The sequence below is a fragment of the Erwinia psidii genome, from assembly GCF_003846135.1.
In the GTDB taxonomy this organism is placed as follows: Bacteria; Pseudomonadota; Gammaproteobacteria; order Enterobacterales; family Enterobacteriaceae; genus Erwinia; species Erwinia psidii.
This window is the reverse complement of sequence record NZ_RHHM01000011.1, coordinates 17,885-29,503: the sequence shown is the minus strand read 5'-3', so window position 1 is coordinate 29,503 and position 11,619 is coordinate 17,885. Positions and strand designations below refer to the sequence as shown.

Genomic DNA, 11,619 nt, shown 5'->3' with positions numbered 1-11,619 from the left:
AGCTCTGAAATGATTACTTATGAACTGCTGCGCTTCATCTGGTGGATACTGGTTGGCGTGTTACTGATTGGCTTTGCCGTGGCCGACGGATTCGATATGGGCGTGGGTATGTTGAGCCGTATTCTTGGCCGTACCGACAGCGAACGCCGCGTGATGATAAACAGCATCGCGCCACATTGGGACGGCAATCAGGTCTGGCTGATCACCGCAGGGGGGGCGCTGTTTGCCGCCTGGCCAATGGTCTATGCGGCGGCATTCTCTGGCTTTTATGTAGCGATGATCCTCGTGCTGGCCTCGCTGTTCTTTCGCCCGGTCGGTTTTGACTATCGCTCAAAAATTGCCGATATGCGCTGGCGTGGGATGTGGGACTGGGGCATTTTCATCGGCAGCTTTGTACCGCCGCTGGTGATTGGTGTGGCCTTTGGTAACCTGCTACAGGGCGTGCCTTTTCATGCAGACCAGTATTTGCGACTGTTTTATACCGGTAATTTCTTTCAGTTACTGAATCCCTTTGCGCTGCTGGCCGGTATTGTCAGCCTGACGATGATCCTCACTCAGGGAGCCACCTATTTACAGATGCGTACTGTCGGTGAGCTACATCTGCGTTCCCGTCTGGCCGCACAGATCTCCGCGTTGATAATGATGGTGTGCTTTGTGCTGGCAGGTATCTGGGTGATGTATGGCATTGATGGTTATGTGCTGGCCTCCGTGCTGGATCACAACGCGGCGTCCAATCCGTTGACCAAGCATGTCACACGCCAGGCCGGCGCCTGGCTTAACAACTTCCATCAGGCTCCTTTACTGTGGACTGTCCCGGCGCTGGGCGTGGTACTGCCGCTGTTGACCGTCCTCTGTTCACGCCTGGAGCAAGGTGCCTGGGCATTCCTCTTTTCTTCTTTAACCCTGGCCTGTGTGATTATAACGGCTGGCGTGGCGATGTTCCCGTTTGTCATGCCATCCAGCACCGTACCGGATATCAGCCTCACCATGTGGGATGCCACCTCCAGTTTCCTGACGCTGAAAATAATGACCGTGGCGGCGATTATCTTCGTGCCAATTATCCTGGCCTACACAAGCTGGTGTTACTACAAAATGTTTGGTCGTCTGACGAAAGAACAGATTGAAGCCAACACCCATTCTCTCTACTGATTAGGAGCTGAACCATGTGGTATTTCGCCTGGATCCTTGGCACGTTACTGGCCTGTGCTTTTGGCATCATTACCGCGCTGGCACTTGAGCATATCGAAGACAGCGAAGTAAAAGAAAAATCGTGATGGGGCAGGTTATTCCCGCCGTTATCAGATGAGGGACAAGAGCCCGCTCAGGGCTCTTTCTCTGATCGTGGCCGTATGCATATGCTGGCAGCCGGCGCATTTTGCTGCCAACACCAGCTCGTTGGCAATCTGGCAGATGCTGCTTATGTTGCGGGCAGTCTCTGCAGGTATGGTTCATGGCGTAAGGTTTCGTCTTCGCCGGATGCGTTGGCAGGCATTATTCTCCCCCTTTCCTGCCAGCTGCGTGCTGCCCTACGGACTCTTTTATTACTTCTTTCCATCCCCGCCGGGCAGACTTTCCGGCTGTTCAATACCACAGCATCCTTTTTTGCTGCTGTTTTTGTCATTTTTTGTTTAAGAATTATCCTGGTGTTCGTTACGTTGTTACCAAAAGATAATTATTTACTTCAGCGTCTGGCAATCCATTCCAAAGGCGTATTCACTTGCGTATAGTAGCAACGTTTAAAAGCATTGCCGGGATGTAGAGTGAGTACAACGCTGTTTCGATGGCCGGTACGTGTCTATTATGAAGACACGGATGCCGGTGGTGTGGTTTACCATGCCAGCTATGTTGCTTTTTATGAACGGGCACGTACTGAGATGCTGCGCCAGCACCATTTCAATCAACAGGCGCTTCTGGAACAGCAGGTTGCGTTTGTCGTGCGTCGGATCACGGTTGACTATCTTGCGGCTGCCCGCCTTGACGATCTTCTTGAGGTGCAGTGTGAGGTAACTAAAATGACCAGAGCGACCATGGTTTTCGCACAACGTATTATTAATGCAGAAGGCCGGACGCTGAACGAAGCAGAAGTCCTTATTGCCTGCATCAATCCACATCTGATGAAGCCAATTGCGCTTCCCAAGTCTATTGTCGCGGAGTTCAAGCAGTGACTGACATGAACGTTCTTGATTTGTTTCTGAAGGCCAGCCTTCTGGTTAAACTTATCATGTTAATTTTGATTGGTTTTTCAATCGCCTCATGGGCTGTAATTATCCAGCGTACTCGCATTCTTAATGCGGCAGGCCGTGAGGCCGACGCGTTTGAAGACAAGTTCTGGTCGGGGATTGAACTCTCACGTCTGTATCAGGAGAGCCAGGCCCGTCGCGATGAGCTTGCGGGTTCTGAACAAATTTTCTACGCGGGCTTTAAAGAGTTCGCCCGGTTGCATCGTGCTAACAGTCATACGCCGGAAGCCGTGGTGGAAGGTGCAACACGCGCCATGCGGATCTCATTCAACCGGGAGCTGGAAACGCTTGAAATGCATATTCCTTTCCTGGGAACCGTTGGCTCTATCAGTCCGTATATTGGCCTGTTCGGTACGGTGTGGGGGATTATGCATGCCTTTATTGCACTGGGTGCGGTAAAACAGGCGACGTTGCAGATGGTGGCGCCGGGTATCGCCGAGGCACTTATCGCTACCGCGATCGGGCTGTTTGCCGCCATTCCTGCAGTGATGGCCTATAACCGTCTGAATCAGCGCGTAAACAAGCTTGAGCAGAATTACGATAACTTTATGGAAGAGTTTACGGCTATTCTCCATCGTCAGGCCTTCTCCAGCGAATCAAGGTAGGGGGTTGCATGGCCAGAAAACGTGGTCGCGGTCGCCGCGAACTGAAGTCCGAAATTAATATTGTTCCCTTACTGGATGTGCTGCTGGTACTGCTACTGATTTTCATGGCAACAGCACCCATTATCACCCAAAGCGTGGAAGTTGATTTGCCGGATGCAACGGATTCAAAAACCGTCTCCAGCGATGATAATCCGCCAGTAATTGTGGAAGTGGCAGGGGTCGGACAATACAGCCTGGTGGTTGATCACGATCGGATGTCGCAATTGCCGCCTGAACAGGTCGTTGCCGAGGCGCAGCGCCGCATTGAGGCTAATCCCAAGACGGTATTCCTGATCGGTGGCGCGAAAGATGTGCCTTACGATGAAATCATTAAGGCGCTGAACCTGTTGCACCAGGCAGGTGTGAAGTCTGTCGGCTTAATGACGCAGCCGATTTAAATTATTCGAACCGTTTTTGGGAATCGAGAGTGTCGAAGGTAGCCGAGCAAAACGATAAGTTAAAGCGTGCCATCATCATTTCAGTGATCCTGCATATCCTGCTGATTGCCTTGTTGATTTGGAGCTCGTTTGACGAACACATCGACGCCAGCGGCGGCGGTGGCGGTGGCGATATTGACGCCGTAATGGTCGATCCGGGCGCGATTGTTGAACAGTACAACCGACAGCAAAATCAGCAGAATGACAGCAAGCGTGCTGAACAACAGCGCCAGAAGCAGGCGCAGCAGCAGGCAGAAGAACTGCAACAGAAACAGGCGGCTGAGCAACAGCAGTTAAAAGCGCTGGAAAAAGAGCGTTTGCAGGCGCAGCAGGAAGCAAAAGAGCAGGCGGCGCAACAGGCGCAGAAGCAGGCTCAGGAAGCCGCACAACAGGCGCGTGAACAGCAGAAGCAGGCGGAAGAGGCTGCGGCAAAAGCCAGAGCTGATGCAAAAGCACAAGCAGATGCACAGGCAAAAGCCGCCGCCGATGCCAAAAAACAGGCGGAAGCTGAGGCCAAAAAAGCCGCCGCCGATGCGAAAAAACAGGCGGAAGCTGAGGCCAAAAAAGCCGCCGCCGATGCGAAAAAGCAGGCGGAAGCCGAAGCCAAAAAAGCGGCTGCCGAAGCCAAAAAGCAGGCGGAAGCCGAAGCGAAACAGGCTGCCGCCGAAGCCGCTAAAGTAAAAGCGGCACAGGAGGCCAAAGAAGCGAAGGAGCAGGCCGCCGCCGAGGCGAAGGAAAAAGCGGAAGCTGCCGCGAAGGCGAAAGCCGATGCTGCCGCCAAAGCCAAAGCGGCAGCCGCCGCCAAAGCGAAAGCCGCAGCCGAGGCCGCTAAAGAGAGCAATGACGTTGACGATCTGCTGGGTGGCCTTTCTTCAGGCAAAAATGCGCCAAAAGAAGGCAAAGCAGGTGGTGGTGCGGCAGGGCAGGGAAATAAAAAGAAAGCGGGTGCGTCCGGTGAAGCGGTTGACAGCTATCTGGGGCAGGTGCAGGGTGCGATCCAGAGCAAATTTTATGATGCGGATACCTTCAAAGGCCGCACATGTGAAGTTCACATTAAACTGGCACCGGATGGATTATTGATTTCAGCTACGTCAGCGGGTGGGGACGCCGCGTTATGTCAGGCAGCAATTAATGCGGCTCGCATGGCAAAAATTCCCAAGCCGCCGAGTGCTGAGGTTTATCAGGCAGTAAAAGATGCAAAGTTGGAATTTAAACCGCAATAATACGGCAATATCCGGGATGTTGAACTAAGGTCAACATCCCGTACTCTATAGATGCATTATTGGTTCGTTGAAACACTGCTAATTATCGTGGACGTTGCGTTCGGATAAGGGAGAAAAGATGAAGCAGGCATTTCGTGTAGCACTGAGTTTCCTACTGCTGTTTGTCGCCGTGGCGCATGCAGAAGTTCGTATTCAAATTACCCAGGGGGTTAACACCGCACGCCCAATTGGCGTGGTGCCATTCAAATGGAATGGGCCTGGTGCAGCACCTGAGGATATTGGCGGTATCGTTGCCGCTGACCTGCGTAACAGCGGGAAATTTAATCCGCTGGACACGGCGCGTCTGCCGCAGCAGCCAACCTCGGCCGCTGAGGTGCAGCCCGCTGCGTGGACCGCACTGGGCATTGATGCCGTCGTGGTAGGTCAGGTGCAGCCTGGCGCAGATGGCAGTTATCTGGTCTCTTACCAGCTGGTGGATACTTCAGGTAATCCGGGGGCCATTCTGGCGCAAAACCAGTACAAAGTGACCAAACAGTGGTTGCGTTATGCTGCACATACCGCCAGTGACGAATCATTCGAAAAACTGACCGGTATTAAAGGCGCTTTCCGCACCCGCATTGCCTATGTTGTGCAGACTAACGGCGGTCAGTTCCCGTATGAACTCCGCGTGTCCGACTACGACGGTTACAATCAGTTCGTCGTTCATCGTTCACCGCAGCCATTAATGTCTCCGGCGTGGTCAAAAGATGGCAGCAAACTGGCTTATGTCACCTTTGAGAGCGGTAAATCCGCGCTGGTAATTCAGACGCTGGCGAACGGTGCCATTAAGCAGGTGGCTTCTTTCCCTCGTCATAACGGTGCGCCTTCATTCTCACCAGACGGTAGCAAGCTGGCTTTCGTCCTGTCGAAAAGCGGCAGCATGAATCTGTACGTAATGGATGTGGCTTCCGGGCAGACCAGTCAGATAACCGACGGGCGTTATAACAATACTGAGCCGACATGGTTCCCGGACAGCCAGACCCTGGCTTATACCTCCGATCAGGCGGGACGTCCGCAAATCTACAAAATCAGCGTTAACGGTGGCGCGGCGCAGCGTCTGACCTGGGAAGGTGCCCAGAATCAAAATGCCGATGTCAGCGCTGATGGAAAATCCCTGGTGATGGTCAGCACCAATGGTGGTGCGCAACATATCGCCAGACAGGATCTGGAAACGGGAGCCGTTCAACAATTAACGGACACGTTCCTGGATGAAACGCCAAGCCTTTCGCCAAATGGCACGATGGTAATCTACAGCGCGACTCAGGGTATGGGTTCCGTGTTGCAGTTGGTATCGACGGATGGGCGTTTCAAAGCGCGTCTTCCGGCAACCGATGGACAGGTAAAATCACCTGCCTGGTCGCCGTATCTGTGATGCATGTGTAAATATGTATGGCAAACAATAATAGGATTGTAGAAATGCAACTGAATAAAGTGCTGAAAGGCTTAATGCTGGCACTGCCAGTAATCGCAGTGGCTGCATGTAGCTCACACAAAAATAACAACAACGACCAGACCAACGGTATGGGCGATGGCTCTGCAAACAGCGGCATGAACAGCGGTAATATGTCTTCTGATGAGCAGGCGCGCTTGCAAATGCAGGAACTGCAGAAAAACAACATCGTTTACTTTGGTCTGGATAAGTTCGACATCCAGTCCGAATTTGCTCAGATGCTGGACGCTCACGCGACTTTCCTGCGTAACAACCCGTCTTACAAAGTAACGGTTGAAGGTCACGCAGATGAGCGTGGTACGCCAGAGTACAACATCTCCCTGGGCGAACGCCGTGCTACCGCAGTTAAAATGTACCTGCAGGGTAAAGGCGTTTCTGCTGACCAGATCTCTATCGTATCTTACGGTAAAGAGAAACCAGCCGTACTGGGCCATGACGAAGCGGCTTACGCCAAGAACCGTCGTGCCGTACTGGTATACTAAGAGAATCATATGATGAGTAACTTCAGACTTCACTTGTTGAGTCTGTCGTTACTGGTTGGCGTAGCGGCCCCCTGGGCCGCTAATGCCCAGGCGTCAATCAGTAACGTTGGATCTGGCTCGGTTGAAGACCGTGTCACCACACTTGAGCGCATTTCTAACGCTCAGGGACAACTTATTCAGCAACTCCAGCAACAGCTCTCCGATACACAGCGCGATATTGACTCTCTTCGTGGGCAGATTCAGGAAAATCAGTATCAACTGAATCAGGTCACCGAACGTCAGAAAAATATCTATCAGCAGCTTGATACCCTTAGCAGCGGCAGTAATGCTAGTGCTCAATCCCAGCCAGCTGCCGGTGGTGACGCTGCCGCAGGGGCGACAGCGGACGCTGGCAACAGCGCTTCTCCGACCGGCAGCAGCTCAGCGGCACCGGTACAGAGTGGTGATGCCAACACCGATTACAATGCCGCAGTGGCGCTGGTGCTGGAGAAAAAGCAAAACGATCAGGCTATCACTGCTTTTCAGGCTTTTGTGAAGAAGTACCCTGATTCGACCTATCAGCCCAATGCCAATTACTGGCTGGGACAGTTGAATTACAACAAAGGCAAAAAAGACGACGCAGCCTATTATTTTGCAACGGTAGTAAAAAATTATCCGAAGTCACCTAAAAGCGCCGATGCATTATACAAGGTAGGGGTGATCATGCAGGAGAAAGGCGACGGTGCAAAGGCGAAAGCCGTTTTCCAGCAGGTAATGAAACAGTATCCGAACAGCGATGTGGCGAAACAGGCGCAAAAGCGTGCCGCTGCGCTTTAGTGACTGACGCAGGTGTTATAATTGGTTGTTTTGTGCTCTGTGCGGATGAAAGTCAGTCAGTTGAACGGCTTATGTGAAAATAGTGGTTGCGCTGAGACGTCAAATCAGTAATATATGCCGCCGTTGCCGGGATATATGTAAAAACGTTCTGATAGCGTAACAGTGGGTCGTTAGCTCAGTTGGTAGAGCAGTTGACTTTTAATCAATTGGTCGCAGGTTCGAATCCTGCACGACCCACCACTTCAGAAGCGTATACAGAAACCGTGAAGGATATCAACCTGTAGTATCTTCAGGTTGGCGGAGCGAACAACGTTACCAACAGTAACGAGCCGTAAAGCCATATTATCCTGCCGACTCACCTCATTAGGTGCGAACTGGCATAGCAGTGCAAGCAAGAGAGTTTACCGTACTATGGGTCGTTAGCTCAGTTGGTAGAGCAGTTGACTTTTAATCAATTGGTCGCAGGTTCGAATCCTGCACGACCCACCACTTCAGAAGTGGATACAGATACAAAGCGTGAAGGATTTGAACCTGGAGCAGGTTCGGGTTGGACAAAGCGAAACAACCCTGGCAGCGCCAACGGCCGAAGACGGATACAACGCCGTGATAATCCTGCACCCCCCACCATAATCAGCTCGACGGCACAATAACAGGCAGCGTGCTTAAGACAGCAAGACCGATAATCCACCATATTGCGGGTCGTTAGCTCAGTTGGTAGAGCAGTTGACTTTTAATCAATTGGTCGCAGGTTCGAATCCTGCACGACCCACCACTGCAAAAACAAACACAGATAGAAAAGCGTGAAGGATTTGAACCTGGAGCAGGTTCGGGTTGGACAAAGCGAAACAACCCTGGCAGCGCCAACGGCCGAAGACGGATACAACGCCGTGATAATCCTGCACCAGCCACCAGAACAGAAAGGCACCCTGAAGGTGCCTTTTTACTTTTGTGGCTTTGACCAGAGGCCGATATGGCCGCCGCTATTCGCCTTTTTCAGGTGTCAGATTTTTCCAGATATGCATCACCGCATAGCTACGCCAGGGCCGCCACGATTGCGATATCTCTTCAGCCTGAAGGGCGCTCACTCCCCCCAGATTTTTTCTTATCACTACATCTGCTTTTGGGAAGGCGTCGGGCCAGCGAAGGGCGCGCATGGCGATATAATGTGCTGTCCATTCACCAATACCCGGCTGGGCCGTCAGCTGTGTGATGGCGTTTTCGGGATCCAGTACTGGCTCCAGAGGTAAAGTACCCCGGATACAGGTTTGTGCCAGACCCAGAAGGGCTCTGGCCCGGGCGCTGATAATACCAAGGCTGGCGATATCATCGATCGTTGCTGTGGCCACATGGTACGCCTGCGGGGAAAGATAAGTCAGTTCAGGAAAAGGTGTGCTGAATGGTTCGCCAAAAGCAGCGACAAAGCGCCCGCCAACGGTGGTGGCGGCTTTTACCGTTATTTGTTGACCAAGTACTGCCCGGACCACCATTTCAAAGCCATCAAATGCGCCGGGAACCCGCAGTCCGGGATGAGCGATCAGACTCTGCTGTAACAGCGGATCCTGTTGCAGCTGGCTGGAAATCAGCTGAGGATGCGCATCAAGATCGAACAGGTTTCTTAACCGGCGTAATAACAAAGGCAACACCGGGGTCAGGGAGTGGCTGAACTCCACTTTCAGTGCATGTTGTTTATCTGCCTGTACCACCCTGACCCACCCTCTGTGCGTCCCCAGGCAAACCGTGCGTGAATAGCGGCTGTCATCCACTGCTTCGACACCGTTAAGCGCGCGCCGACGCAGAAAATCGAGCATCTCAGCCCAGTCATAAGGTGGGCGATAGCTGAGCAGCAAAGCAGAACTTTGACTGGCGTCAGCAGTGAGGTTACCTGCGTCTTTTCGCAGTCGACTGGGGGTGAGGCGGTAGCGCGTGCTGAACTCATCATTGAAGCGTCGCAGGCTGCCAAAACCGCTGGCATAAGCGACGTCGGTAATGGATAACGACGTTTCAGTCAGCAATTGCTTTGCCAACAGCAGACGGCGCGTCTGTCGCAGTTCCAGCGGCGATACGCCCAGTTCCTTCTGCACGATCCGCCGTAACTGGCGTGCGCTCAACGAGAATTGTCCGGCGATTTCCTCCAGCGTGGCACTATCTTCCGTCAGACCCTGCTCAATTTTTTGCAGCAACAAACTGGCTATCCGCTGGCTGCGATCCACTGGTGCATTACCCGGAGCCAGTTCCGGGCGACAGCGCAGGCAGGGGCGGAAGGCCGCTTTTTCTGCGGCTTCAGCGCTGGCAAAAAACTGGCAATTCTCCTCGCGGGGGGACCTGGCCGGACAAACCGGACGACAGTAAATCCCGGTTGAGGTTACGCCAACATAAAAAACGCCGTCGAAGCGGCTGTCGCGGGATGTTAAGGCCCGGTAGGCGATTTTACCATCGATCATACTCAGTTCCTGGCTACTTTTTATGGCAGATTAAGAGCATTTCAGTCGTTGTGCCAGCCGTTTTCGGACAGCAAATTACTTTTATATCTTTGTCCGAAAATGGCTGGCGTCAGTCACTGATTCACTGATAATAAACGCTATTGGCGCAACAGCGTGGCGCCGGGAGAAGACAGATGAGTTATTTTTTTAAAATGATGCGTTCACCGGTCGGTGAACTGAAACTGATAGCCAGTGACAACGGACTTGCGGCGGTACTGTGGGAAAATGATCATCCCGGGCGTGTCCGGTTGCTTAATCCGCAGGAGGATAGCCAGCACCCATTGCTGCTGGAAACAGAAAGGCAGCTGCGGGAATATTTTGCCGGTGAACGCCAGCGTTTTACGCTGTGCCTGGACTTCAGTGGTACAGCGTTTCAGAAAAAAGTCTGGCATGCTTTACTGGAGATCCCCTTCGGTGAAACAAGAAGTTATGGCGAAATAGCGCGGGAGATCGGTCATCCCAGTGCCGTCAGAGCCGTTGGCGCGGCTAATGGCAGAAACCCGGTTTCGATTATTGCTCCCTGTCACCGGGTGATTGGTGCGAACGGAAAACTGACGGGGTTCGCCGGAGGACTGGCAGTAAAAGCTTTTTTGCTGGAGCTGGAAGCCACCCCAAAGATGGATGGTATAAAGTCTGTGCATGGTGAAAAGTAAGCGACACAGGAAATGAATTCAGCTATCTTGTTTATTATATAAAACAAAATTAGCTTCAGTACCGCTTTATAAGGCGCATTGACGCTGATTTGTTAAGTTAAAAGAACAAGAGTCGCATTATGAGCCTGATGTCCGTGTATCCTTTTCCGCCAAAACCCGCACCGCTGGCAGGAAGTGAAAAGCATTTTTATATCAGTAAAATCAAAAAATTACTTAAAGATCGTAACGCTGTTATGGTGGCGCACTATTACACCGATCCTGAGATTCAGGCATTAGCGGAAGAAACCGGCGGCTGTGTGGCCGACTCGCTGGAGATGGCACGTTTCGGCCGCCAGCACGGTGCGTCCACGCTACTGGTGGCCGGGGTCCGTTTTATGGGGGAAACCGCAAAAATCCTCAGTCCCGAAAAAACCATCCTGATGCCCACATTACAGGCTGAATGTTCGCTTGACCTGGGTTGCCCTGTTGAAGAATTCAGCCGGTTTTGTGACCAGCATCCGAATCGTACCGTGGTGGTGTATGCGAATACGTCGGCTGCCGTGAAAGCACGGGCTGACTGGGTGGTAACCTCCAGCATGGCGGTTGAGCTTATTGAGCACCTCGACAGCCTGGGGGAGAAAATTATCTGGGCACCGGACCGTCACCTGGGACGCTATGTGACGCGTCAGACCGGTGCCGACATCCTCTGTTGGCAAGGCACCTGCATTGTGCATGACGAGTTCAGGACACAGGGCTTAAAGAACATGAAGGGGCTTTTTCCTGATGCGGCGGTGCTGGTCCACCCGGAGTCGCCGCAGTCTGTTGTTGATCTCGCCGATGCGGTTGGCTCCACCAGCCAGTTGATTCAGGCGGCAAAAACCCTGCCACACCGGCAGATGATTGTGGCAACTGACCGGGGCATTTTTTATAAAATGCAGCAGGCCTGCCCGGATAAAGTGCTGATGGAAGCGCCAACGGCGGGACAGGGGGCGGTATGCCGCAGCTGTGCACATTGCCCGTGGATGGCAATGAATGGCCTTAAAGCGATAGCTGAAGGGCTGGAGAAGGGTGGCGGGGAGCATGAAATTAAGGTGGATGCACAGCTCGGTGAAAGGGCATTGCTACCGCTTAATCGTATGCTAACCTTTGCTGCGAATTTGACAGGGTGATATCTGC

General features: G+C 52.6%; 13 protein-coding genes and 3 tRNA genes. 15 read left to right on the top strand and 1 reads right to left on the bottom strand.

Going from position 1 to position 11,619, the window contains the following annotated elements; genetic code table 11:
• Positions 1-9 precede the first annotated feature (9 nt).
• From cydB to EB241_RS14065, 13 genes are all read left to right on the top strand, one after another.
• Complete coding sequence (cydB, locus tag EB241_RS14125) at positions 10-1,149, top strand: cytochrome d ubiquinol oxidase subunit II (RefSeq protein ID WP_124233774.1); 1,140 nt, start codon at positions 10-12, stop codon at positions 1,147-1,149.
• Between the two features lie 14 nt (positions 1,150-1,163).
• Complete coding sequence (gene cydX, locus EB241_RS14120; protein WP_124233773.1) at positions 1,164-1,274, top strand: cytochrome bd-I oxidase subunit CydX; 111 nt, start codon at positions 1,164-1,166, stop codon at positions 1,272-1,274.
• Positions 1,275-1,302: 28 nt separating this feature from the next.
• Positions 1,303-1,632 (top strand): cyd operon YbgE family protein, encoded by a 330-nt coding sequence (locus tag EB241_RS14115; protein WP_124233772.1) that lies wholly within the window; start codon positions 1,303-1,305, stop codon positions 1,630-1,632.
• Between the two features lie 128 nt (positions 1,633-1,760).
• A complete protein-coding gene (gene ybgC / locus EB241_RS14110) occupies positions 1,761-2,165 on the top strand; it encodes a tol-pal system-associated acyl-CoA thioesterase (protein ID WP_124233771.1) in 405 nt (134 codons plus the stop codon).
• Positions 2,162-2,845: a Tol-Pal system protein TolQ gene (gene tolQ / locus EB241_RS14105; RefSeq protein ID WP_124233770.1), complete on the top strand. Its 684-nt coding sequence runs from the start codon at positions 2,162-2,164 to the stop codon at positions 2,843-2,845. The genes ybgC and tolQ overlap by 4 nt, the downstream gene beginning before the upstream one ends.
• A gap of 8 nt (positions 2,846-2,853) precedes the next feature.
• Entirely contained in the window at positions 2,854-3,282 is a 429-nt protein-coding gene (gene tolR / locus EB241_RS14100; RefSeq protein WP_034941597.1) for a colicin uptake protein TolR, read from the top strand.
• A 29-nt stretch (positions 3,283-3,311) separates the two neighbouring features.
• Entirely contained in the window at positions 3,312-4,544 is a 1,233-nt protein-coding gene (gene tolA / locus EB241_RS14095; RefSeq protein ID WP_124233769.1) for a cell envelope integrity protein TolA, read from the top strand.
• A 118-nt stretch (positions 4,545-4,662) separates the two neighbouring features.
• Entirely contained in the window at positions 4,663-5,955 is a 1,293-nt protein-coding gene (gene tolB, locus EB241_RS14090; RefSeq protein ID WP_124233768.1) for a Tol-Pal system beta propeller repeat protein TolB, read from the top strand.
• Positions 5,956-5,999: 44 nt separating this feature from the next.
• Positions 6,000-6,515: a peptidoglycan-associated lipoprotein Pal gene (gene pal, locus EB241_RS14085; RefSeq protein WP_124233767.1), complete on the top strand. Its 516-nt coding sequence runs from the start codon at positions 6,000-6,002 to the stop codon at positions 6,513-6,515.
• Positions 6,516-6,524: 9 nt separating this feature from the next.
• Positions 6,525-7,331, top strand: a complete 807-nt coding sequence (gene cpoB / locus EB241_RS14080) for a cell division protein CpoB (RefSeq protein ID WP_124233766.1) — start codon at positions 6,525-6,527, stop codon at positions 7,329-7,331.
• 164 nt (positions 7,332-7,495) lie between these two features.
• Positions 7,496-7,571: transfer RNA gene (locus EB241_RS14075), tRNA-Lys, on the top strand.
• A gap of 173 nt (positions 7,572-7,744) precedes the next feature.
• A tRNA-Lys gene (locus EB241_RS14070) sits at positions 7,745-7,820 on the top strand.
• Positions 7,821-8,027: 207 nt separating this feature from the next.
• A tRNA-Lys gene (locus EB241_RS14065) sits at positions 8,028-8,103 on the top strand.
• Positions 8,104-8,311: 208 nt separating this feature from the next.
• Here the strand turns inward: EB241_RS14065 and alkA are convergent.
• Positions 8,312-9,772: a DNA-3-methyladenine glycosylase 2 gene (alkA, locus tag EB241_RS14060; protein WP_124233765.1), complete on the bottom strand. Its 1,461-nt coding sequence runs from the start codon at positions 9,770-9,772 to the stop codon at positions 8,312-8,314.
• A gap of 173 nt (positions 9,773-9,945) precedes the next feature.
• Between alkA and EB241_RS14055 the strand changes: the two genes are divergently transcribed.
• Both EB241_RS14055 and nadA read left to right on the top strand, forming a co-directional pair.
• Complete coding sequence (locus tag EB241_RS14055) at positions 9,946-10,464, top strand: methylated-DNA--[protein]-cysteine S-methyltransferase (protein WP_124233764.1); 519 nt, start codon at positions 9,946-9,948, stop codon at positions 10,462-10,464.
• 119 nt (positions 10,465-10,583) lie between these two features.
• Complete coding sequence (nadA, locus tag EB241_RS14050; protein ID WP_124233763.1) at positions 10,584-11,612, top strand: quinolinate synthase NadA; 1,029 nt, start codon at positions 10,584-10,586, stop codon at positions 11,610-11,612.
• Positions 11,613-11,619: the final 7 nt, after the last annotated feature.

Excerpts from the sequence above, each read along its gene's own strand:
- pal (WP_124233767.1), top strand. The coding sequence starts at position 6,000 with ATGCAACTGAATAAAGTGCTGAAAGGCTTAATGCTGGCACTGCCAGTA.
- cydB (WP_124233774.1), top strand. The coding sequence starts at position 10 with ATGATTACTTATGAACTGCTGCGCTTCATCTGGTGGATACTGGTTGGC.
- alkA (WP_124233765.1), bottom strand. The coding sequence starts at position 9,772 with ATGATCGATGGTAAAATCGCCTACCGGGCCTTAACATCCCGCGACAGC.
- tolB (WP_124233768.1), top strand. The coding sequence starts at position 4,663 with ATGAAGCAGGCATTTCGTGTAGCACTGAGTTTCCTACTGCTGTTTGTC.
- cydX (WP_124233773.1), top strand. The coding sequence starts at position 1,164 with ATGTGGTATTTCGCCTGGATCCTTGGCACGTTACTGGCCTGTGCTTTT.
- nadA (WP_124233763.1), top strand. The coding sequence starts at position 10,584 with ATGAGCCTGATGTCCGTGTATCCTTTTCCGCCAAAACCCGCACCGCTG.
- cpoB (WP_124233766.1), top strand. The coding sequence starts at position 6,525 with ATGATGAGTAACTTCAGACTTCACTTGTTGAGTCTGTCGTTACTGGTT.
- EB241_RS14115 (WP_124233772.1), top strand. The coding sequence starts at position 1,303 with ATGAGGGACAAGAGCCCGCTCAGGGCTCTTTCTCTGATCGTGGCCGTA.
- tolR (WP_034941597.1), top strand. The coding sequence starts at position 2,854 with ATGGCCAGAAAACGTGGTCGCGGTCGCCGCGAACTGAAGTCCGAAATT.
- EB241_RS14055 (WP_124233764.1), top strand. The coding sequence starts at position 9,946 with ATGAGTTATTTTTTTAAAATGATGCGTTCACCGGTCGGTGAACTGAAA.